The 21,971-nt window shown below is 72.8% G+C and carries 21 protein-coding genes; 13 read left to right on the top strand and 8 right to left on the bottom strand.

Features of this window, described 5'->3' with window-relative positions; all coding sequences use genetic code 11:
• Positions 1 to 156: 156 nt before the first annotated feature.
• Positions 157 to 1,620, bottom strand: a complete 1,464-nt coding sequence (locus BMY89_RS05940; RefSeq protein ID WP_092376173.1) for a PepSY-associated TM helix domain-containing protein — start codon at positions 1,618 to 1,620, stop codon at positions 157 to 159.
• Between the two features lie 273 nt (positions 1,621 to 1,893).
• Between BMY89_RS05940 and BMY89_RS05935 the strand changes: the two genes are divergently transcribed.
• Positions 1,894 to 2,616 carry a class I SAM-dependent methyltransferase gene (locus tag BMY89_RS05935; RefSeq protein WP_092376170.1) on the top strand — a complete coding sequence of 241 codons (723 nt, stop codon included), beginning with the start codon at positions 1,894 to 1,896 and terminating at the stop codon, positions 2,614 to 2,616.
• A 32-nt stretch (positions 2,617 to 2,648) separates the two neighbouring features.
• On the opposite strand, the gene BMY89_RS05930 is transcribed toward BMY89_RS05935, so the two are convergent.
• From BMY89_RS05930 to BMY89_RS05920, 3 genes are all read right to left on the bottom strand, one after another.
• Positions 2,649 to 3,818 carry a 4-hydroxybenzoate 3-monooxygenase gene (locus BMY89_RS05930; RefSeq protein ID WP_092376167.1) on the bottom strand — a complete coding sequence of 390 codons (1,170 nt, stop codon included), beginning with the start codon at positions 3,816 to 3,818 and terminating at the stop codon, positions 2,649 to 2,651.
• A 151-nt stretch (positions 3,819 to 3,969) separates the two neighbouring features.
• Positions 3,970 to 4,767: an IclR family transcriptional regulator gene (locus tag BMY89_RS05925; protein WP_092376164.1), complete on the bottom strand. Its 798-nt coding sequence runs from the start codon at positions 4,765 to 4,767 to the stop codon at positions 3,970 to 3,972.
• A gap of 11 nt (positions 4,768 to 4,778) precedes the next feature.
• On the bottom strand, positions 4,779 to 6,239 hold the full coding sequence (locus BMY89_RS05920) for a benzaldehyde dehydrogenase (RefSeq protein WP_092376162.1): 1,461 nt from the start codon (positions 6,237 to 6,239) through the stop codon (positions 4,779 to 4,781).
• 335 nt (positions 6,240 to 6,574) lie between these two features.
• Between BMY89_RS05920 and BMY89_RS05915 the strand changes: the two genes are divergently transcribed.
• The 9 genes from BMY89_RS05915 (at position 6,575) to BMY89_RS05875 (ending at position 14,457) form a co-directional block, all read left to right on the top strand.
• Positions 6,575 to 7,393: a CoA transferase subunit A gene (locus BMY89_RS05915; RefSeq protein WP_092376160.1), complete on the top strand. Its 819-nt coding sequence runs from the start codon at positions 6,575 to 6,577 to the stop codon at positions 7,391 to 7,393.
• A complete protein-coding gene (locus tag BMY89_RS05910; RefSeq protein ID WP_092376157.1) occupies positions 7,390 to 8,142 on the top strand; it encodes a CoA-transferase subunit beta in 753 nt (250 codons plus the stop codon). The genes BMY89_RS05915 and BMY89_RS05910 overlap by 4 nt, the downstream gene beginning before the upstream one ends.
• A 61-nt stretch (positions 8,143 to 8,203) precedes the next feature.
• Positions 8,204 to 8,944 carry a protocatechuate 3,4-dioxygenase subunit beta gene (pcaH, locus tag BMY89_RS05905; RefSeq protein ID WP_092376154.1) on the top strand — a complete coding sequence of 247 codons (741 nt, stop codon included), beginning with the start codon at positions 8,204 to 8,206 and terminating at the stop codon, positions 8,942 to 8,944.
• Positions 8,937 to 9,506, top strand: coding sequence for a protocatechuate 3,4-dioxygenase subunit alpha (pcaG, locus tag BMY89_RS05900; RefSeq protein WP_092376152.1), 570 nt, complete (start codon positions 8,937 to 8,939; stop codon positions 9,504 to 9,506). Before pcaH ends, pcaG begins: the two co-directional genes overlap by 8 nt.
• On the top strand, positions 9,481 to 10,821 hold the full coding sequence (pcaB, locus tag BMY89_RS05895; protein WP_092376149.1) for a 3-carboxy-cis,cis-muconate cycloisomerase: 1,341 nt from the start codon (positions 9,481 to 9,483) through the stop codon (positions 10,819 to 10,821). The genes pcaG and pcaB overlap by 26 nt, the downstream gene beginning before the upstream one ends.
• Positions 10,818 to 11,600 carry a 3-oxoadipate enol-lactonase gene (pcaD, locus tag BMY89_RS05890; RefSeq protein ID WP_092376146.1) on the top strand — a complete coding sequence of 261 codons (783 nt, stop codon included), beginning with the start codon at positions 10,818 to 10,820 and terminating at the stop codon, positions 11,598 to 11,600. The genes pcaB and pcaD overlap by 4 nt, the downstream gene beginning before the upstream one ends.
• Entirely contained in the window at positions 11,597 to 11,977 is a 381-nt protein-coding gene (gene pcaC, locus BMY89_RS05885) for a 4-carboxymuconolactone decarboxylase (protein ID WP_092376143.1), read from the top strand. The genes pcaD and pcaC overlap by 4 nt, the downstream gene beginning before the upstream one ends.
• Positions 11,974 to 12,762: an IclR family transcriptional regulator gene (locus BMY89_RS05880; protein WP_092376140.1), complete on the top strand. Its 789-nt coding sequence runs from the start codon at positions 11,974 to 11,976 to the stop codon at positions 12,760 to 12,762. The genes pcaC and BMY89_RS05880 overlap by 4 nt, the downstream gene beginning before the upstream one ends.
• A 123-nt stretch (positions 12,763 to 12,885) precedes the next feature.
• Positions 12,886 to 14,457 (top strand): Na+/H+ antiporter, encoded by a 1,572-nt coding sequence (locus BMY89_RS05875; protein WP_175510306.1) that lies wholly within the window; start codon positions 12,886 to 12,888, stop codon positions 14,455 to 14,457.
• A 113-nt stretch (positions 14,458 to 14,570) separates the two neighbouring features.
• Here the strand turns inward: BMY89_RS05875 and BMY89_RS05870 are convergent, their stop codons facing one another.
• Positions 14,571 to 15,833: a PucR family transcriptional regulator gene (locus BMY89_RS05870; protein WP_092376137.1), complete on the bottom strand. Its 1,263-nt coding sequence runs from the start codon at positions 15,831 to 15,833 to the stop codon at positions 14,571 to 14,573.
• 84 nt (positions 15,834 to 15,917) lie between these two features.
• Between BMY89_RS05870 and BMY89_RS05865 the strand changes: the two genes are divergently transcribed.
• Together BMY89_RS05865 and BMY89_RS05860 are read left to right on the top strand one after the other, a co-directional pair.
• On the top strand, positions 15,918 to 17,009 hold the full coding sequence (locus BMY89_RS05865) for a ferredoxin reductase (protein WP_092376133.1): 1,092 nt from the start codon (positions 15,918 to 15,920) through the stop codon (positions 17,007 to 17,009).
• A 15-nt stretch (positions 17,010 to 17,024) separates the two neighbouring features.
• Complete coding sequence (locus BMY89_RS05860; RefSeq protein WP_092376130.1) at positions 17,025 to 18,188, top strand: fatty acid desaturase family protein; 1,164 nt, start codon at positions 17,025 to 17,027, stop codon at positions 18,186 to 18,188.
• Between the two features lie 39 nt (positions 18,189 to 18,227).
• On the opposite strand, the gene BMY89_RS30255 is transcribed toward BMY89_RS05860, so the two are convergent.
• Together BMY89_RS30255 and BMY89_RS05850 are read right to left on the bottom strand one after the other, a co-directional pair.
• Positions 18,228 to 18,404, bottom strand: coding sequence for a hypothetical protein (locus BMY89_RS30255; protein ID WP_170147662.1), 177 nt, complete (start codon positions 18,402 to 18,404; stop codon positions 18,228 to 18,230).
• 99 nt (positions 18,405 to 18,503) lie between these two features.
• Positions 18,504 to 19,223 (bottom strand): polyamine aminopropyltransferase, encoded by a 720-nt coding sequence (locus BMY89_RS05850; RefSeq protein WP_092377445.1) that lies wholly within the window; start codon positions 19,221 to 19,223, stop codon positions 18,504 to 18,506.
• A 111-nt stretch (positions 19,224 to 19,334) separates the two neighbouring features.
• Here BMY89_RS05850 and eccB point away from each other — a divergent pair, with 111 nt between their 5' ends.
• Positions 19,335 to 20,720, top strand: a complete 1,386-nt coding sequence (gene eccB / locus BMY89_RS05845) for a type VII secretion protein EccB (RefSeq protein ID WP_092376124.1) — start codon at positions 19,335 to 19,337, stop codon at positions 20,718 to 20,720.
• A 5-nt stretch (positions 20,721 to 20,725) separates the two neighbouring features.
• Here the strand turns inward: eccB and BMY89_RS05840 are convergent, their stop codons facing one another.
• Positions 20,726 to 21,877, bottom strand: coding sequence for a helix-turn-helix domain-containing protein (locus tag BMY89_RS05840; RefSeq protein WP_232521084.1), 1,152 nt, complete (start codon positions 21,875 to 21,877; stop codon positions 20,726 to 20,728).
• Positions 21,878 to 21,971: the final 94 nt, after the last annotated feature.

Genomic DNA, 21,971 nt, shown 5'->3' with positions numbered 1-21,971 from the left:
CGGCGTGAGAGCGCTCTCTCGCCGAGATGTTTCTACCCCGTAACGCCGCCGAACGCCATGCCTGGATCGGATCGGACACCGTTGCGGCGGGCCGGCGGGGCCGGACGCGCGAAGCCCCACCGTCCCGCCGATACGGTGCCCGTCATCGGGCGGACGTCACCCGGCGGCAGGCGCGGGATCGCGTCGGCGGTCGAGGCGTCGGCGGGTGAGCGCCGCGACGACGACATCGATCACGAGAAAGCCGACCAGGGGGACGCCGAACCACGGCAGCGCCCAGCCGACCGCGGCGATCACAGGCACGCCGAGCAGCACCGCCCACAGTGGCAGCCCGCGCAGGCCGCCGCGGTCCGGTGGCGTGCCGACCAGGGCCCGTCGGTCCGTCCGGGTCGGGCGGCGCTGCCACCACATCCGGTAGCCCCAGACGATCACACAGAGCAGGCCGACGGCCAGCGCGGCGAGCAGGATCTGGTTGACCAGGCCGAAGAGCAGCCCCATGTGGGCCTGCACGCCGAGGGCGCTGAGCTTGGCCAGCAGAGACCAGTCGGCGTAGTCGTTCCGCGCGGCCACCCTGTTGGTGTCCGGGTCGACGGCGACCTGGTCGAACCGCACCGGCCACCGGTTGTCGGTCTGGGCGACCGCCCAGGCAGTCCCGGGCGCACCGGGGCTGATCTCGACCGGCCCGGACAGACCCGCGTCGCGGGCCACCGCCAGCACCTCATCGAAGGTGGCCGGGTCGGCTGCCGCCGCCGACGACGCGCCGCCGTGCTGGTGCTCGCCACCACCGACGCTGGGCGCACCGTCCAACGTGGTCGACAGCGTGGGCCTGCGGGCGTCGAGCGCGTCCAACCCGGCGCCGAAGTTCGCACCGGCGAAGCGGGACCAGGTCAGCCCGGTGGCGGCGAGGAACAGCAGGCCGACGGTGAGCCAGATGCCGGTGGTCGCGTGCCAGCCTCGGGTCCGCCGTACGCCCTTGCCGGCAGCGAGATCCGGCACCAGCAGGTGCTTGGCGAGACCGCGTCCGACCTGCCGGCGACGCCACCACAGGATGATGCCGCCGAGCGCCAGCACCCACAGCCAACTGGCGGCGATCTCGGAGTAGTGCCGCCCCAGGTCGCCCAGGTGCAGGTTGCGGTGCAGGTCGTCGAGCCAGGTGGTGGCCGGGGTGGAGCCGAACCAGGTGGTCAACTGCCCCCGCACCTCGCCGGTGTACGGGTCGACGTAGACGGTGTGCTGCTTGTCGCCCAACTCCTCCAGCGCGAAGACCACCCGGGTCGTCTGGTCGCCCGTGCCCGGCGCCACCGCCACCAGATCGCCGTCTGGATGGGCGGTTCGGGCGGCGATGACCTGCTCTGCTAGCGGCCTGGGCTGATCGTCGACGGTGGCGGCGGTGAGCTGGTCGCCGTAGAGCAGCTGGTCCAGCTGCGGCGTGACGGTGTACGCCAGGCCGGTCAGCGCGGCGACCACCAGGAACGGGGCGATCAGGACCCCGGCGTAGAAGTGCAGGCGCAGCAGCAGTGCTGCCAGCGGCGAGGCGCGTCGTGGTGGGCGGAGAGCGGTCCCGGGTGCCGGGCCCGAGCGGGACTCCGGTGCGGACTCGTCGGACAATTCGGTCAAGGACATGCGTGTTTCCGTTCGGATCAGGAGGTCGTGATGCGGACCTGGCCCGTGCCCGTCGGGCCAGTGCTGCACTGGCCCGTGCCCGTCGGGTCAGTGCCGCCTGCCGTCGCCCGGATGCCGCCGCTCGATCACCTAGTCGCACGGCGGGCCGTACTGGTTCCCGCGACTGCCACCCGTTCGTCCGCCCGCCCTCGCGCGGCTGGCGGTACGGCCCGACGTCGGCGGTACGGCCCGACGTCGGCCCTGGATCGGCGGTCCGGAAGGTACCCTCGGCCGGTGTTCTCGCCCAACGGCCCCTCGCTACGGGAGCTGTGCGTCCAGGCGCTCTCCTCGGTCGAGCGCGGCTACGACCTGCTGGCGCCGAAGTTCGACTACACGCCCTTCCGTACGCCGGACAGCGTTCTCGGCGCGACCGCGCAAGCGCTCTCCGAACTCGGGTCGTTCGACCGGGGGCTGGACGTGTGCTGCGGTACCGGCGCCGGCATGCAGGTCCTCAGGTCCCTGTGCCGGGAGGGGACCACGGGCGTGGACTTCAGCGCCGGGATGCTCGCCCAGGCGCGCCGCGCGCACCCGGATGCCTCCTGGGTGCGGGCCGACGCTCGGGCCCTGCCGTTCACCGAGGGGTTCGATCTCGCGGTCAGCGCCGGCGCGCTCGGACATTTCCTGCCGGTGGAACGGCCCGCGCTCTTTGGCGGGGTGTACCGGGCGCTGCGGCCGGGCGGGATCTTCGCCGTTCCGATCGGTACGGGGCCGCCGCGTACCTCGGTCTCGCACTGGGTGACCCGCGGATTCGACCTGGCCATGCGGGTCCGCAACGCGGTGTGGCGACCCCCGTTCGTGATGTACTACCACACCACCGGCCTGGCCGCGCTCCGTGGCGACCTGACGGCGGTCGGCTTCACCGTGACGGACACCGCCCTGACCGTGCTGGGTCAGCACCGCGACGGCAGCCCACGGTTCCGGCTCATCCTGGCGGGCAAGCCGGCCGCCTCGTACTGACGTCCGTCGTCTTCGGACGATCCGCTCCGCGCTCAGACCTCGGGTAGGCCGACGTAGTTCTCCGCGAGGCTGGTCGCGTACGCCGCAGATGTGGTGACGTAGCGCAGGGTCGCCGACTGGAGCTTCGCCTCGTAGGGGTCGTCGGCGTTGAGCCGGTGCAGCATCGAGGTCATCCACCAGGAGAACTGCTGCGCCCGCCAGACCCGGCGCAGCGCGGTGCGCGAGTAGCCGTCCAACAGCTGCGTGCTGCCGTCGGCGTACCAGGCGGCGAAGGCGTCACCGAGCAGCGCGACGTCCGCGAGTGCCAGGTTCATGCCCTTGGCGCCGGTCGGCGGCACGATGTGCACCGCGTCGCCGGCCAGGTACAGCCGCTGCCACTGCATCGGCTCGACCACCAGACTGCGCAGCGGTGTGATCGACTTCTCCAGCACCGGCCCCTCGTTGAGCGTCCAGTTCGGCACCGTCTCCAGCCGGGTACGCAGCTCCGCCCAGATCCGCTCGTCCGGCCAGTCGGCGATGTCCTCGTCCGCCGGGACCTGTAGGTACAGCCGGGAGATCTGTGGCGAGCGCATGCTGTAGAGGGCGAAGCCGCGCTCGTGGTGGGCGTAGATGAGCTCCTCCACCGCCGGCGGGGCGGCGGCGAGCACGCCCAGCCAGGCGAACGGGTAGGTGCGCTCGTAGGTGGTCAGCACCCCGTCGGGCACGGTCGGTCGGCTGATCCCGTGGTAGCCGTCGCAGCCGACCACGAAGTCACAGTGCAGCTCCTCGTCCCGGCCCTGAAAGCGGAAGTGGACCACCGGTGCCGAGTCCAGCCCGGACAGACGCTCGGCCGGCGCCTCGAACAGGATCGTCCCGCCCGCCGCCAACCGGGCGGCGATCATGTCCTTGACCACCTCCTGCTGCCCGTACACGGTGATCGCCCGGCCGGTCAGCTCGGTCATCGGCACCCGGTGCGACTCGCCGTCGAAGCGCAGCTCGATGCCCTCGTGCCGCAGCCCCTCCCGGTCCAGACGCGCCCCCAGGCCGCTGTCCCGCAGCAGGTCGACCGAGCCCTGTTCGAGCACCCCGGCGCGCAACCGGTGCTCCACGTACTCCCGGCTGCGGCTCTCGATCACCACCGACTCGATCCCGTGCCGGTGCAGCAGGTGCGACAGCATGAGACCGGCCGGTCCCGCTCCGATGATGCCGACCTGGGTACGCATCCGTGCCTCCTCGCCGCCGATGGTGGTGGGGGCGACATTGTCACCCGGCTTCCCAGCCTGCCCGCTCGCGCCCCACGCCGCCGCTGCCGGTTTCCACTCAGTGGAAGCCCGGTGCGGGCCGGTCGTCCGCGGCCCGGTGTCGGCCGGACCTTCAGGCGCTCTGTCGCAGCGCGGCGTCGCCCGGAACGTGTGCGGTTTCGGCGAGCCGGGCGGCGACCCGCTCGGCCGCGGCCAGCAGCGCCGGCACCAGCCGTTGGGGCGCGGCGCCGAGGCTGTGCCCGACGACGCCGATCGCGGCCTGCACGGCTCCGTCGGCCCCGCGCACCGGGACGGCCACCGAGCAGGAGCCGAGGGTCATCTCCTCGTGGGTCCGCGCCCAGCCGCGTTCGCGCACCGTGGCCAGCTCGCGGGCCAGCCGGCCGGGCTCGGTCACCGTGTACGCGGTGCAGCGGCGCAGCGGCCGGCGCAGGTGCGCGGCGACGACCTCCGGCGGAGCGTACGCCAGCAGTGCCTTGCCGACGCCGGTGGCGTGCAGCGGCAGCCGCCCACCGGCCCGGGAGACGGTCGGCACCGACCGGTGCCCGGTGACCTTCTCCACGTACAGCGCCTCGTCGCCGTCGCGGACCGCGAGGTGCACGTTCTCCCGCACGGCGGTGTGCAACTCCTGCAGGTAGGGCAGGGCCACCTCGCGTAGCCGGGTGTGCAGCGGAGAGAGCAGCCCGGCCTCCCACAGCCGGACACCGATGGTGTATCTGCTGTCGGCGGCGCGGGCCAGCGCCCGACCGGCCACCAGTTCGGCGACCAGCCGGTGCGTGGTGGCCAGCGGCAGCCCGCTGCGCCGGGCGATCTCGCTGAGCGTCAACGCCGGGTGGGCCGCGTCGAACGCGCCCAGCACGGCCAACAGCCGCGAGGTCACCGACGCCCCGGGAGTTCCCGTCCTGCCCGCCATGCCCGGCCTGCTCAGAACGGGTAGCGGGTGATGTCGCCCTGCACCGTGAGCCACTGGGTCTCGGTGAACGCCTCGATGTTCGCCGCCGCCCCACCGAAGCGGGAACCGGTGCCGGAGGCGCCGACACCGCCGAACGGCGCGACCGCCTCGTCGCTGACGGTCTGGTCGTTGATGTGCACGATGCCGCTGGGAATGCGCTCGGCCAGCGCCATCGCCTTCATCACGTCGCGGCTGAGGATGCCCAGCGACAGCCCGTACTCGCTGGCGCCGGCGAGCGCCGCCGCCTCGTCGAGGTCGGAGAAGGTGAGCACCGGGGCCACCGGACCGAACACCTCCTGCGCGTACGCCGGGGTGTCCGGGGTGACGTCGGCGAGCACCGTCGGCCGGTAGAACAGGCCGTCGTAGGTGCCGCCGGCGGCGAGCCGGGCACCCGCGTCCACACTCGACGTGACAAGCGAGTGGATCTTGTCGCGCTGCGCCTCGTCGATGATCGGCCCGAGCGCCACCTGCTCCTTGGCGGGGTCGCCGACCGGTAGGTGGTCGGCCTTGGCGGCCAGCTCGGTGACGTACCGCTCGGCGACGCTCTCGTGCACCAGGTGCCGGCCGGTGGTCATGCAGATCTGCCCCTGGTGCAGGAAGGAACCCCACGCGCCGGCCGAGACGGCGAGGTCCAGGTCCGCGTCGTCGAGCACCACCAGCGCGGAGTTGCCGCCCAGCTCCAGGTGCGCCCGCTTGAGGTGCCGGGCGGCGGCCTCGCCGACCTTGCGGCCCGCGGCGGACGAACCGGTGAAGCTGATCACCCGCACGTGCGGGTCGGCGACCAGCGCCTCGCCGGTTGCCACGCCGCCGGGCAGCACGTGCAGCAGCCCCTCGGGCAGCCCGGCCTCCTCGAAGACCCGGGCGATGGCAAGCCCGCCGCAGACCGCCGTACGCAGGTCCGGCTTGAGCACCACCGCGTTGCCCAGCGCCAGCGCCGGGGCGACCGAACGGATGGCCAGGATCAGCGGGGCGTTGAACGGCGAGATGACGCCCACCACGCCGACCGGTAGCCGGCGGGCCATGCTCAGTCGTGGCTGGGCGCTGGGGATGATCTCACCGAGCGAACGCGAGGGCAGCGTCGCGGCCTCGTAGCACTCCTGGGCGGCGGTGCTGGTCTCCAGGACGCCCTTCGGCGGGATCGATCCGGACTCGCGGACCACCCAGTCGCCGACCTCGGCGGCGTGCTGCTCCCACAACGCACCGGCCCGGCGTAGCACGGCGGCCCGCTCCAGGTAGCTGGTGGCGGCCCAGGCCCGCTGCGCGGCGGCGGCCCGGGCGCTGGCCCGGGCGACGTCGTCGGCGTCGGCCACGCCGATCTGGCCGATCTCCTCGCCGGTGGCGGGCGCGCGAACGATGGCGGTGCCGCCGGCCGCCGTCACCCAGCCGTCGCTGTAGAGCCGGCCGTGCCAGGTGTCGGTGTCGAGCAGGGGCATGGTGATCCTCCTTGCGCCGCAGAACAGCCGCAGGCGGTGGCCGGCGGGTGGGTGTCGACCACGCCGTACGCGGACAGCGGTCCGTCGGTAGCCAGGGCCGACCGCGCGCCGCCTGTTCGCTTGCCGAACAAGCGTTCTCATCTAGGACATTTGCACGGGACTCGACTCGCGTCAACGGATCGCCGCAACATTTCTGCAATAGGTTGGACGCGGGAATCCGGCCGGCCGTGGCGCGTTGACGAACCTCACCGACGCGGATTACGTTCGAGATAAGTACGTCGGTCCGCATACCGAACAGCGGTCGGCGGGGTACGACACAGGAGGCGGGGAGGCTCATGGCGAAGCTCGTCTCGCTGGCCGACGGCGTCGCGGAACTGGTCCGCGACGGGGACACGGTGGCGCTGGAGGGCTTCACCCACCTGATCCCGTTCGCTGCCGGACACGAGATCATCCGGCAGGGGCGACGGGACCTGACCCTGGTACGGATGACACCCGACGTCATCTACGACCAGCTCATCGGCGCCGGCTGCGCCCGCCGACTGGTCTTCTCGTGGGGCGGCAACCCCGGCGTCGGGTCGCTGCACCGCTTCCGCGACGCCGTGCAGAACTCCTGGCCGGCACCGCTGGAGCTGGAGGAGCACAGCCACGCCGGGATGGCCAACCGCTACGTCGCCGGCGCCTCCGGCCTGCCCTTCGCGGTGCTGCGCGGCTACACCGGCACCGACCTGCCCCGGCACACCACAAACATCCGCACCATCGACTGCCCGTTCACCGGCGAGACACTCACCGCCGTCCCCGCCCTGCGCCCCGACGTCACCGTGGTGCACGCCCAGCGGGCCGACCGCGCCGGCAACGTGCAGATGTGGGGCATCACCGGCGTACAGAAGGAGGCCCTGCTGGCCGCGCGGCGGTCACTGGTCACCGTCGAGGAGATCGTCGACGAGTTCGAGCCCCTACCCGGGCAGGTCGTCCTGCCCGGATGGGCGATCACCGCGGTGGCGCACGCGCCCGGTGGGGCGCACCCGTCGTACGCCCAGGGCTACTCCGTCCGGGACAACGACTTCTACCAGGCCTGGGACGAGATCAGCCGGGACCGTGACACGTTCCGGGACTGGATCACGCAGCACGTGCTGACGGCGGAGGCGCAGGCATGAGTGCGAACTACACCGCGGACGAGATGATGACCGTCGCCGCCGCCCGCCAGTTGCGCGACGGCACCGCCTGCTTCGTCGGGATCGGGCTGCCCAGCACCGCGGCGAACCTGGCCCGCGCCACCCACGCCCCGGGCCTGGTGCTCATCTACGAATCGGGTTGCCTCGGCGCGAAGCCCGACCGGTTGCCGCTCTCCATCGGCGACGGCATCCTCGCCGACACCGCCGACTCGGTGGTGTCGGTGCCCGAGGTCTTCAACTACTGGCTGCAACCCGGTCGCATCGACGTCGGCTTCCTCGGCGCCGCGCAACTCGACCGCTACGGCAACATCAACACCACCGTGATCGGCGGTGACTACACCGACCCGAAGGTGCGCCTGCCCGGCGCCGGCGGCGCACCGGAGATCGCCGCGTCCTGCGGAGAGGTGGTCGTCATCGTCCGGCAGAGCCTGCGTACCTTCACCGAACGCGTCGACTTCGTCACCTCGGTCGGCTTCGGTGCCGGCCCCGGCGACCGGGCGCGACTCGGTCTGCGCGGCGGCGGCCCGCGTACCGTGATCACCGATCTCGGTGTCCTCGAGGCCGACCCGGTCACCTGTGAACTCACCCTCACCCGGCTGCACCCGGGCGTCACCGTCGAGCGGGCCCGCGAGGCCACCGGTTGGCCCCTCGCAGTCGCCGACGACCTGGCCACCGGCGAACCGCCCACCCCCGACGAGCTCGCCGTGCTGCGTGCCCTGATGGCGGCCTGACACCTCGCCGCCCACCGGGTCACGGATCCATACTGAAAGCCTGAGGGGAGAAACTGCCGTCATGACCCAGGACACCGGCCGGAAACTGGTGCTGCCGAGCTACCGGCGCGACGACGTCGACGTCCATCCACCCCTGCTCAGCCCCGGTTACGGCTCCACGGTGACCCGTGCGCCCCGGCAACCCCTGGTCTACCTGCCGCAGCGGCTCACCGAGGTCACCGGCCCGCTGCTCGGCGAGGGTCGCCTCGGCGACCTCGACCACGACCTGACCCGCCAGCACGACGGCGAGCCGCAGGGGCAACGGATCATCGTGCACGGCCGGGTCCTCGACGGCGACGGCCACGCCGTACCGCACACCCTGGTGGAGATCTGGCAGGCCAACGCCGCCGGCCGCTACCGGCACGCCGCCGACACCTGGCCGGCGCCGTTGGACCCGAACTTCACCGGCGTCGGGCGGGCCCTCACCGACGGCCAGGGGCGGTACCACTTCGTCACCGTGCAACCGGGCGCCTACCCGTGGCGCAACCACGACAACGCCTGGCGGCCCGCCCACATCCACTTCTCGCTCTTCGGCCGCGCCTTCACCCAGCGGCTGGTGACCCAGATGTACTTCCCGGGCGACCCGCTGTTCTCTCAGGACCCGATCTTCAACTCGGTCCGCGACCCGCAGGCCCGGCAGCGGATGGTCGCCCGGTACGACCACACCGCGACCCGCCCCGAATGGGCGCTGGCCTACGAGTTCGACATCGTGCTGCGCGGCAGGGACGCCACCGTATTCGAGGATGAGGACGACGATGAGTGAGCGCCTGGGCGTCACGCCCGCCCAGACCGTCGGGCCGTACCTGCACATCGGCCTGCGCTGGTCCGACGGACCGTACGTGGTCCCGGAGGGCACGCCCGGAGCGTTCTGGCTGCGCGGCCGGCTCGTCGACGGCACCGGCGCCGCCGTGGTCGACGCGCTGGTGGAGAGCTGGCAGGCCGACCCGGACGGCCGCTTCGACCACCCCGACGACCCGCGCGGCGCCCGGCCACCGGGAGTCGACGGATTCCGTGGCTTCGGCCGGACCGAGACCGACGGCCAGGGCCGGTACGCGCTGCACACCGTCAAGCCGGGGCCGCTGCCGAGCCCCGACGGTGCGACCGAGGCGCCACACCTGACGGTCTCCGTCTTCGGCCGTGGCCTGCTGCACCGCCTGGTGACCCGGATCTACTTCCCCGGCGAGGCGGCCAACGCGGCCGACCCGGTGCTGCGTACCGTCGACCCCGACCGCCGTGACACGCTGCTGGCGCGTCCGGCGACGGACGGGTTCGAGTTCGACATCCGCCTGCAGGGAGAGCATGAAACCGTCTTCTTCGCCGTCTGAGGGTCTGCTGCGCGGGCTCTCCGGTACGCCCGACGTCGACGCCGAGATCCACGACCGCGCCGTGCTGCGGGCGATGCTGACGGTGGAGGCCGCACTCGCCCGAGCCGGTGCCGATGCCGGTCTGGTGCCCGCCGCGGCGGCCGACGAGATCGCCCGGCAGTGCCGCGCCGAGCGCTACGACCCGGCCGCCCTGGGTGCGGCAGCCGAGGCCGCCGGCAACCCCGTCGTCCCGCTGGTGCGGGAGTTGACCGCCGCGCTCGCCGAATCGGCCCGACCCTGGGTGCACCACGGCGCGACCAGCCAGGACGTGCTCGACAGCGCCCTGTCGCTGGTGGTGGTCCGGGCCGCCGGGCCGCTGCTGCGGCACCTCACCGACGCCGTCGACGCCGCCGCCCGGCTCGCCCGGACCCACCGGGACACCCTGATGGTCGCCCGCACCCTCGGCCAGCAGGCCGCCCCCACCACCTTCGGACTCAAGGCGGCCGGCTGGCTGGTCGGCCTGGTCGAGGCCCGGACCAGACTCGCCTCGGCGCGCGCCGCCCTGCCCGCGCAGCTCGGTGGGGCGGTCGGCACCCTCGCGACGTACGGCTCGGCCGGACCGGCGGTCGCCGAACGGTTCGCCGCCCACCTCGGCCTGGCGGCGAGCCCGCTGCCCTGGCACACCCGCCGTCAGCCTCTCCTCGACGTCGCCGCCGCCCTCGGCGGGCTGCTCGCCGCCAGCGGCAAGGTCGCGCTCGACGTCGGCCTGCTCGCACAGACCGAGGTCGGCGAGGTGACCGAGGGCGGCGCGGGGCGCGGTGGGTCGTCGGCGATGCCGCACAAACGCAACCCGGTCGACTCGGTGCTGGTCACCGCCGCGGCCCGGCGCGGCCCCGGGCTCGTCGGCACCCTCTTCGCCGCCGCCGGCCAGGAGCACGAGCGGGCCACCGGCGGCTGGCACGCCGAGTGGGAACCCCTGCTCGACCTGGTACACCTGGCCGGTGGGGCCGCCGCCCGCACCGCCCGGATGCTCACCGACCTGGACGTGCACCCGGCGCGGATGCGCGCCAACCTCGACACCACCGGTGGAGTGCTGCTCGCCGAGGCCGTCGCGGCCCGGCTGGCGCCGGCGGTGGGCCGTGCCGTCGCCCACGACCTGGTCCGCCGCGCCGCCGCCCGAGCCGACTTCCGGCAGGCGCTGCTCACCGACCCGGACATCAGCGCTCACCTGTCCGAGCAGGACGTCGACGCCGCACTCGACCCGGTGGGCTGGCTCGGCTCCGCCGGCCAGCTGGTCGACCGCGCCCTCGACCTGCATCGCGGGGCGCAGCCGTGACCGCCGGGCTGCACGCCGTCGTGGACGGCCCACCGGAGGGGCCGGTGCTGGTGCTGGGCAGCTCGCTGGGCACCACCGGCGCGATGTGGCAGCCGCAGGTGCCGGCGCTGGCCGCGCGCCTGCGCGTCATCCGGTACGACCATCTCGGCCACGGCGGCTCGCCGGTGCCGCCCGGGCCGTACACGATCGACCTGCTCGGCCGGAAGGTGCTGCGGCTGCTGGACGACCTGGGCGTCGGACGGGTCCACTATGCGGGGCTGTCGCTCGGCGGGATGGTCGGCATGTGGTTGGCGGCGCACGCCCCCGAACGGATCGACCGCCTCGCCCTGCTGTGCACCTCGGCCTCGCTCGGGCCGGCCGACGGCTGGCGGGCCCGGGCGGCGACCGTCCGTGCCGGCCGGCTCGACACCATCGCCGACACGATCGTCGAACGCTGGTTCACCCCCGGCTTCGCCGCCGCCCACCCGGAGACCGTCGCCGCGTACCGGGACCTGCTGACCGCCGTTCCGACGGCCGGGTACGCCGCCTGCTGCGAGGCCATCGCCGGCATGGACCTGCGCGCGGACCTGGCGGCGGTACGCGCCCCGACGCTGGTGATCGGTGCCGCCGACGATCTGGCGACCCCGCCGGTGCACGCCGCCGCCATCGCCGAGCGGATTCCGTCCGCCCGGCTGGCGGTGCTCGACGGCGCGGCACACCTGGCCAACGTCGAGCAACCCGAGGCCGTCACCCGCCTGCTGACGGCCCACTTCGACCCGGAAGGGACGGCGAGCCGATGACCGACCAGCGGCGGCACGAGGACGGCATGGCGGTACGCCGGCAGGTGCTCGGTGACGCGCACGTCGACCGGGCCGTCGCGGGCACCGACGAGTTCACCGCCGACTTCCAGGATCTGATCACCCGCTACGCGTGGGGCGAGATCTGGACCCGCCCCGGCCTGGACCGGCGTACCCGCAGCGTCATCACGCTCGCGGTGCTGGCCACCCAGCACCACGACGAGGAGCTGGCCATGCATGTGCGCGCCGCGCTGCGCAACGGCCTGACCGCCGAGGAGATCGGCGAGGTCCTGCTGCAGGTGGCCGTCTACGCTGGCGTACCGGCGGCGAACCGGGCGTTCAAGGTGGCCCAGCAGACTCTGCGGCAGGAGGGCCAGTGACCGACGAGGTGGCGACGAGATCCGGTGAGTTCGTCCAGTCACTGGAGCGTGGCCTCGCCGTCATCCGGGCCTTCGACGCCGAACATCCGCAGCTCACCCTCAGCGAGGTGGCCCGCAGCACCGGGCTCACCCGGGCCGCCGCGCGCCGCTTCCTGCTCACCCTGGTCGAGTTGGGCTACGTGCACACCGACGGGCGACTGTTCTCGCTGCGTCCGCGCATCCTCGACCTCGGCTACGCCTACCTGTCCAGCCTGAGCCTGCCCGAGGTGGCGCGGCCGCACATGGAGGCGCTGGTCGCGCAGGTCCACGAATCCTGTTCGGTGTCCGTCCTCGACGGCGACGAGGTGGTCTATGTCGCCCGGGTACCCACCAAGCGGATCATGACGGTCGGGATCAGCGTCGGCACCCGCTTCCCCGCGTACGCGACGTCGATGGGTCGGGTGCTGCTCGCCGCTGCACCGGCCGGCTGGCTGGACGACTACCTCCGCACGGCGCAGCTGCGACCGCTGACCCGGCGCACCATCACCGACCCGGCCAAGCTGCGCACCACGCTCACCAGGATCGCCGCCCAGGGATACGCGCTCGTCGACCAGGAGCTGGAGGAGGGGCTGCGGTCGCTGGCCGCGCCGATCCACGGCGACAACGGGTCCGTGATCGCCGCGGTCAACGTCTCCGCCCACGCCAGTCGCGGCTCCTTCGAGACGATCCGCAAGGAACTGTTGCCGCCGCTGCTGGCCACCGCGAAGCGCATCGAGGAGGACCTGGGCGCCGGCTCGGGCCGCTAGGCCGGCGCGCCCTCGTACGCCGGCTCGGGCCGCTCGGCCGGCGCGCCACCGTCCGTGTGCGGAATCGGCCCGCGACAGCCGGTCGGCGTACCACCATGTGGGGGGCGACGAACGGGGGGCGACGTGCGCGAGCTGCTGCTGGTCATCGCCCTGGGCGTCACCGTGCTGGTCGGCACCACGATCGGCGGACGCTACCGGGTGGCTCCGCCGGTGCTGCTCATCTGCCTGGGCGCCCTGTTGGCGCTGCTGCCGCCGTTCGCGGAGGTGACGCTCGCACCCGAGGTGGTGCTGCTGCTGTTCCTGCCGGCGATCCTCTACCGGGAGAGCCTGGCGACCAGTCTGCGGGAGGTCCGGGCGAACCTCGGGATCATCACGTTGCTGGCGGTCGGCCTGGTCGGCGTCACGATGGTGGCGGTGTCGCTGGTGGTGCAGCGGTTCGGCGTCGACCCGGCGGTGGCCTGGGTGCTGGGCGCGGTGCTCGCTCCGACCGACGCGGCGGCGGTGGCCGGGCTGGCCAAGCGGATGCCCCGACGCCTGCTGACCACCCTGCGCGCCGAGAGCCTGATCAACGACGGCACCGCCCTGGTGCTGTTCGCCGTCGCCCTGGGCCTGCTGGGTGGGGGTGCGGCTCCGACCGTCTTCGAACTGGTCGAGCGGGTCGGTCTGTCGTTCGTCGGTGGCATCGCAGCGGGCCTGCTGGTCGGCACCGTGGTGGTCCTGATCCGTAAGCGCCTCGACGACCCGCTGCGCGAGGGCGCGCTCAGTGTGCTCACCCCGTTCACCGCCTTCTTCCTCGCCGACGCCATCCACGAGAGCGGGGTGCTCGCGGTGGTGGTCTCCGGCCTGATCGTCTCCTTCGCCAGCCCGCGGGTGATCCGGGCCCGCTCCCGCGTGCTGGCGCTGTCGTTCTGGGACCTGACCACCTTCCTCATCAACGGTGGACTCTTCGTGCTGGTCGGCCTCCAGATCCCACGGGCGGTGCGCAACGTCACCAGCCTCACGCTGGCCCGCGCCATTACGATCACGGTCGTCGTCGCCGTCGTGCTGGTGCTGGTCAGGATGCTCTGGCTGCACCTGATCGCCGCCGTCGCCCGGCTGGACCGGCGCGAGTCGACGCTCGCCCGCCGAGTGAACTGGCGGGTGCGTACGGTAGCCGGCTGGGCCGGGTTCCGGGGCGCGGTATCGCTGGCGGCGGCGCTCGCCGTGCCACTGACCGCACATGACGGCGAGCCGGTGCCGGAGCGGGATCTGATCATTTTCTGTGTCGCCACGGTGATCCTGTTGACGATGCTGGTCCAGGGCACCACCCTGCCGTTCCTGATGACCTGGGCCGGGTTGACCGGCGACCCGGAACGCGTCGCGGAGACGCGGCAGGCACGGGTGCACGCCACCCAGTCCACGCTCGCCGCCCTGTCCGACATCGCCGAGCGGGTGGGCGCCCACCCGGAGGCCGTGCAGCGACTCCAGGCCGAGTACGAGGGCCATCTGGGCGCCGTGCGGTCCGAGCCGGAGGACGCCTCGTCGGCGGCCCGCGAGACGGAGCGCCGGCTGCGCCTGGCCGCGCTCGAACACAAGCGCCGCGAGATCATCCGGATGCGCGACCGTCGGGAGATCGACGACACCGTGCTGCGCGAGCTGCAGGCCAGCCTCGACGCGGAGGAGATCCGCCTGCTGGGGCCGATGACCTCCGAGTGACCCGAGACGCCGCGCGCCCACTCCGGCCGCCGGCCCGATCTCACCCGGCCCGATCTCACCCGGCCCGATCTCACCCGGTCCGATTCAGCCGGCCCGATGTCAGCCGGCCGATGTCAGCCGGCCGGGGCGATGCTGGCCGGCGGGATGCCGACCGGTAGCGCCAGGGCGACCGTGAGGTCGAGCAGGCTACGCGGATCGGTGAGTCGCTCGCCGTACAGCTGGCGCAGCTGACCCATCCGGTAGCGCACGGTCTGCGGATGGACGAACAGGTCGGCGGCGACGTCGTCACGCCGCCCCTGGTGCAGCAGCCAGGAGCGCAGCGTCTCGGTGAGCCGCTCGGCGGTGGCCGCGGGCAGTTCGGCGAGGGGTTGCAGGACCCGGGTGCGCAGGTCGGCGAGCGCCTCGACGTCCGCGCTGAGCAGCAGCTCGGACAGGTGCTGGTCAGTGTCCAGCGGCTCACCGTCGGCGGGGCGGGTGATGCCGAGGGCGACCACCCGGACGACCCGCCGGTAGGACGAACAGGCCCGGGACCAGGGGCGGGCCGGCCCCAGCACCGCGCGGCGCCCCTGCAGCACCCGGGCGAGCTGCCGCCGCCGGTCGCCGTGCATGTCCGGTACGAGCAGCACCGCCGTCTCCTCACCGGGCTCACCCGCCGGCATCTCCTCGCTGCTCTCCAGGGTGTGCTCGTCGAGCAGCGCGAGCGCGCCACGCAGCTTCGCCTGCGGCAGCAGCGCGACGGTGAGGGTCTGCGGCACCGGCCAGTCCGCCCGCTTCGCGCTGCGTTGCAGGACCTCCTCCGGCTCGCCGAGGAGCAGTTGCTGGGTGAGCCGTTCCAGGTTCCGCCGCCGCGCCCGGCCCACGCTGGCCAACTCGTCGGCGTGCCCGGCCACGCTGGCCGCGGAGAGTTCGTCGATGTAGGCGAACATCAGCTCGGCGAACTCGGCCACCGTGGCGGCGGGCAGCCCGATCGCCACGGTGGCCGCGGCCATCTCCCGCCAGGAGACCCGGGCACCGACCCGGTACGCGGCCAGCAGCGCGTCCACGCTACGACCGGAGCGAGCCTCGCCGCTGCCCAGGGCGTACGCGGCCTCCAGCGCCGGGACCAGCGGGGTGCTGGGGTCGCTGGCCTGGGGTCGGTCGGCCGTCCGGGACTGCTCGACCAGTTGCAGGAAGGTGCCGAGGGCGATCTGCACGGCGTTCTCTATCTTGTCCCGCATCTGGCCGGTCAGGGTGCCGGAGTAGCTGGGCACCTCGGCCGTGATCGCGGTGATGGTGCGCCCGGCGACCAGCGGCAGCAGGTCACGCAGTTCGTGGGCCACCCGCTCGTCCAGCTCGATGCGGGCAGCCCGATTGGTGGTACCCGAGGTTTCCGCCACGGTTGTTCTCTCCGCACAAAAGGGGTGGATCGCTTTACCTTCGCAGACCAAGAGTTTATGCCAGCGGGCCGCGACCATCGTCTTATGACCGCCACCATCCCGCGACCGGACGCGAGCACATCCTTCCGGGGCCGCCTGTGGCGGCTCGCCGAGACGGTGACCACTCCGGTCCTGCCGTCGGACTACCTCGACCTGTTTGCCCCGCTACGTGCCGGAGCCGATCTGCGCGGCCGGATCGTCGCGGTGCGCCCGGAGACCCCGGACGCGGCGACCCTGGTGATCCAGCCGGGGCGCAGTTGGCGCGGACACGTCCCGGGCCAGTACGTCCGGCTCGGTGTCGACGTCGACGGCGTACGGCAGTGGCGGGCCTACTCGGTGACCTCGGTACCGGGCCGCCGGACCGAACCGATCTCGGTGACGGTCAAGGCGATCCCCGACGGCGTGGTCAGCAACCACCTGGTCCGCCGGGTCCGGCCGGGCACGATCGTGCAGCTCGACCAGGCCCGCGGCGATTTCGTGCTGCCGGAGCCGGCGCCGTCGCGGGTGCTGTTCCTCACCGCCGGCAGCGGCATCACCCCGGTCGCCGGGATGCTGCGCTCGGGCGCGCTGGCCGGCAGCGACGTGGTGCTGGTCCATTCGGCGCCCGCCGCGGCCGACGTGGTGTTCGGCGGGGAGTTGCGTGCCCTCGCCGAGAGCGGCGCCGTCCGGCTGGTCGAGCGGCACACGGATGTCGACGGGCTGCTGGACGTGGCCGAGCTCGACGCCCTGGTGCCCGACCATCTGGAGCGCCAGACCTGGGCCTGCGGCCCGCTCGGGCTGCTCGACGCCGCCGAGGCGCACTGGTCGGCCCGGGGCCAGGCCGAGCGGCTGCACACCGAGCGGTTCCGGCCCACCGTGATCACCGCCGGTGACGGCGGCACGGTCACCTTCACCCGTTCGTCGGTGACCGTCGAGGCCCCCGGCGCCACCCCGCTGCTCGACGCCGGCGAGAACGCCGGGGTGCTGATGCCGTCGGGCTGCCGGATGGGCATCTGCTTCGGCTGCGTCCTGCCGCTGCGCCAGGGCGCGGTCCGCGACCTGCGCAACGGCCAGCTCACCACCGCCCTGCCGGGCGACGGCGTACGCGTGCAGACCTGCGTGTCTGCCGCCGCCGGCCCGTGCGAACTCGAAATCTGATCGGAGACCGCCGACGTGACTGTCATCCAGAAGAAGGCCGACAACCCGATCGCCCACCTGAGCGCCGAGGACATCGAGAACCTCGGTAGGGAGCTCGACGCCATCCGGGAGCGGGTGATCGCCTCCCGGGGCGAGCGGGACGCCGCGTACATCCGTAAGGTCATCTCGACCCAGCGGAAGCTGGAGGTCGGCAGCCGGGTGGTGCTGCTGTTCTCGCTGTTCCCGCCGGCCTGGATCGTCGGCACCGCCGGGCTCTCCGTGGCCAAGATCCTGGAGAACATGGAGATCGGGCACAACATCCTGCACGGCCAGTGGGACTGGATGCGCGACCCGAAGATCCATTCGACCAGCTGGGAGTGGGACCACGTCTCTCCGGCCGACCAGTGGAAGCACTCGCACAACGAGCTGCACCACCGCTTCACCAACGTGATCGGCAAGGACAACGACCTCGGCTACGGCATCATGCGGGTCGACGAGGACCAGCCCTGGCACCCGGCCTACCTGGGACAGCCGTTCTACAACTTCGTCAACGCCTGCTTCTTCGAGTACGGCATCGCGGCGTACGACCTTGAGCTGGGCAAGAACCTGAAGCACGGGCGGCACAAGACCCCGGAGTTCCGGGCCCGGGTCCGCGCGGTCGGTCGTAAGATCCGTCGCCAGGTCCTCAAGGACTATGTCGTGCACCCGTTGCTGTCCGGCCCGTCGTTCTTCCACACCATGGCCGCGACCTTCACCGCGAACCTGATCCGCAACCTGTGGAGCCACTCGGTGATCATGTGTGGGCACTTCCCGGAGGGCGTGGAGACCTTCGAGAAGACCTCGATCGAGGGCGAGACCCGTGGCGAGTGGTACGTGCGGCAGATGCTCGGCTCGGCCAACATCAGCGGTAACCGGCTGCTGCACATCATGACCGGGAACCTCTCGTTCCAGATCGAGCACCACCTCTTCCCCGACCTGCCGAGCAACCGCTACCAGGAGATCGCCCCCGAAATCCGGGCGCTCTTCGACCGCTACGGGCTGAAGTACACCACCGGGTCGATGCCCCGGCAGGTCTTCTCGGCCTGGCGCAAGGTCTTCCGGCTCGCCCTGCCCAACCGGCGCCGGCCGGCGGCCCCCATCGCGCCGATCGACGACACCGTCGACCGTCCGGTCCCGACCCTCGCCACCGCGGGCGTCTGACCGGACACCCAATGGATGGTCCAGCCCCGGCCGGTCGCCCTAGCGGCGGCCGGCGCGGTTGTGGGCCGACTGTCGACCCTTGACGAAGGCCAGCACGATCACCGCGACGAGGGCGATGATGCCGATGATGACCAGCCACTGGACCGCTTCAAGGAGCAGCCCGAGCAGGATCAGTACGCCGGCGACCACACCGACGACCCAGAGTAGGGCGCGCATCTCCACCTCCCGTACCGCCGTCCGGTCGGTCCGGGCGGCCTGCCGACGCTGCTACCCGAATACGCCAGGATCATGCCGGGTGCGCAGATCCGGTGCGGGTCACGCCGGGGTCTGCGCCAGATAGACGGTGTTGGTCGACTCGCCTCCGGTCAACGGGTTGGCGAAGCGCACCACCTGGCTGCGATGGTTGGCGAACACGGCGGCGAGGGCGGCCTCGAAGTCCGGATCCGGTGGGTCGTCCGACCAGAGAGCGAAGACCCCGCCGGGGTGCAGCAGCCGAGCCAGCCGGCGCAGCCCGTCGGGCCGGTAGAAGGCCGCGTGGCTCGGGTGCAGCGGATGCCGGGGGGAGTGGTCGACGTCCAGCAGCACGGCGTGGAAACGGCGCCCGGCGTCGTCGGGGTCGAGGCCGTCCGGGCCGGCCACCTGGGCGAAGAAGTCGGCCCGCACCAGCCGGGTACGCGGATCCGTGGCCAGCCCGTCGGCGAAGGGCAGCAGGCCCCGGCGGTGCCAGTCGATGACGTCCTCGACGGCCTCCACCACCAGCAGCGAGGCGACCCGGTCGTCCTGCAACGCGGTGCGAGCGGTGTAGCCGAGCCCCAGCCCGCCGACGACCACGTCGAGGCGCTCGCCGACCAGCGACGCCAGCCCCAGCCGGGCCAGCTCGACCTCACCGGCGGTGAACAGGCTCGACATCAGGAACTCGTCGTCGAGCTTGACCTCGTACACCTCGAGGTCCAGTCGGGGATCGCGGCGCCGGCGCAGACTGATCTCGCCGATTGGCGTCGCCCGCCAGGCCAACTCCTCGAAACGTGCATTCACCGCCGGAATGCTACCGGTGGACGGAAGCGGACCGGCGTCGTGACGCACGGTCCTCGAAACATCGACGCACCGCATATCCTGTGCCCCGACCGTTTCGCCGGAGGGGACTTCATGCCGTCGCGGCAGGACCAGCTGCACTCGTACCAGTTCACCATCCAGCGGGCGGTCGCCGCTCTGGTGATGCGCGAGACCGATCCGGCGCAGTCACCGTTGCGCCGGCTCGCCGGCGCGGGGATGGCCAGCGTGCTGGTGGCGGTCATCGGGCTGGGTGCCGCCGCCCTCTACGGGCTGTTCGCCGGTGGCGGCACGAAGTGGCGCGACAGCGGCGCGGTCATCGTGGAGAAGGAGTCCGGTGCCCGGTTCGTCTACCGGCAGGAGAAGCTGCACCCGGTGCTCAACTACGCGTCCGCGCTGCTCATCATCGGTGCGCAGCAGCCCAGGACCGTGCTGGTGTCACGCCGGTCGATCGACGGGGTGCCGCGCGGGCTGCCGCTCGGCATCGCCGACGCACCCGACTCGCTGCCCGCCGTGGGTCGGCTCGCCACCGCGGCGTGGACGGTCTGCTCGGTGGCCGCGCCGCAGGGCCGACCCGAGCCGCGCTCGGTGCTGATGGTCGGCACCGGCGGAACCGGTGGACGACCCCTCGGCGAGGACGCGCTGCTGCTGCGCGCGCCGGACGGCCGACTGCACCTCCTCTGGCAGCAGCGGCGGTACCTGATCCGCGACACCGACCGGGTGCTGGCGGCGCTGGCGACCACCCGGTCCCGGGCCGTGCCGGTGGCCGCGGCCCTGCTCAACACGGTGCCGGTCGGCACCGACCTGGCCCCGCTGAACCCGCCCGGCCTGGGCCGGCCGTCCGCGCGGATCGCCGAGTCCCGGATCGGTGACGTGCTGCTGGTGAGCAACTCCGGCGGCGGCCGGCAGTACGCGGTGGTGCTGCGCGACGGGTTGGCCGGCATCACCGAGTTGCAGGCCAGCCTGCTTCTCGCGCGCACCGGCCAGCGGGAGCCGGAGCAGGTCAGCCTCGGGCGTTTCGCCGCCCTGCCCCAGGTGGCGGATCTCGCCCCCACCGGTCCCGGCGCGCCACCGAGCACGCCGCCCCGGCTGGTCACGGTGGACGACTCGCCGGTGTGCGCCCGGGTCGGCGACGACACCGGCCCGGTCGAGCTGCGGCTCGGCGTGGACCTGCCCGACCTGGCCGCCGTGCCGGTCAGCAACGTCGGGGCCGACGGCCCAACGGTCGCCGACCACGTGCTGGTGGACCCGGGCAGGGGAGCGGTGGTCGAGTCGGTCGCCGCGCCCGGCGCCACCGGCGGTGCCGTCTCCGTGGTGACCGACCTCGGCCGGCGGTACGTGCTCGCCGGCACCGACGTGACCGGCATGCTCGGCTACGCCGAGGTACGCCCGCTGCGGCTACCGGCGGGCCTGGTCAGCCTGATCCCCGCCGGGGCCACCCTCGATCCGGAGGCAGCAAGACAAGCGGCCGGGCCTGCCTGAGTAGGTCAGGGCTGTCGGGTCAGGCCGACGATGGTGGCCAGTCGGGCCACGTCGGCCGCTGCCGGCCCGCGTTGGATGATCTCGGCGAGGAGGGTACGGGCGACCGGGCGGCTGCGGACCTCGGCGGGGGCCGTGTGATCGGCGTCGAGCAGCGCATGCCCGCCTCGGGTGGGGTCGCCGATGTCGAGGTAGGCGCGGGCGGCTCCGATGAGGTGGGCGGCTCGGTGTTCGGGGGGCAGCCGTCGCCAGCCGTCGCTGCGGACGGCGTGTTCGTGCCGCTGTACGGCTTCGATGGCGTCGCCGAGCAGGTGAGCGGCGAGGGACCGGGCCAGCTGGACGGCGACCGACCCGAAGCCGGTGTAATGCGGGTCGGGCTCACTGGTACGGCGGTCGGCGAGGGTGGCGGCGTGGTCGAGCAGGTCGTGGGTGTTGCGGCGGTCGCCGTCGGCGGCGGCGGCGAGTCCGGCCTGAAGGAACAGAGTTCCGCGTACGGTGTCGTGGTCTGCGGTGTCCGCCGCCGCCAGGGCGGCGGTGAGCGCGAGCTGGTGGTGACCGAGGGCCCGGAGGGCCTGGGCGACGGCGATCGTGGCGGTCGCGGTGAGTGTGGCGCCGCCCCCGGCGGCGGTGACGGCCCGATCGGCGGCGAGCCAGGCAAGGTTCGCATGATCGAGTTTGACCAGCACTGCGGCGGTGATCCGGTAGCTGGACACGAGCAGGCTGCGGGTGCTGTGGGTCGCGTCGAGCAGGTCGGGTAGAACGTTGAGGAGTTGCGGGTAGCGGGCGTGCTGGTAGGTCAACCAGGCGTGCGTGACCTGCCTGCTGGCCTGCTCCGCTGTGCCGCTTCGTTGGGGTCGAAGCTGGTAGCAGGCGAGGGCGGCGCGGACCGCGTCGACCCCGTCCAGGCTTGGTGCCGTCGGTGGCGGTTGGCGCGACCCGAGGAGGACTTCCGGATCGAGACGTAGGACATCGGCGATCTCCCGGATCACCGAGTAACGGTCGAGCTTTCGTACGCCGCGTTCGACCTTGTCGACCCAGCTCTTCGACTTGCCGAGCCGATCGGCGAAGGTCTGCTGGCTCATCCCCCGGTGGGCCCGCAGCTCGGCCACCCGCCGCCCCAGCGGTACCGAGTTGTGGTCGCGTCGGTGGGGACGGTTCACCGTTCCCCCTGCACCGGCGGCATGGCGTCGGTGGACTCCCCGCAGCGCGGACACCACCGCGACTTCACCCTGAACGCGAACAACCCGGCCAGGA

The organism is Micromonospora phaseoli (genome assembly GCF_900109115.1).
Lineage (GTDB): Bacteria > Actinomycetota > Actinomycetes > Mycobacteriales > Micromonosporaceae > Micromonospora > Micromonospora phaseoli.
This window is presented reverse-complemented; position numbering and strand designations above follow the sequence as displayed.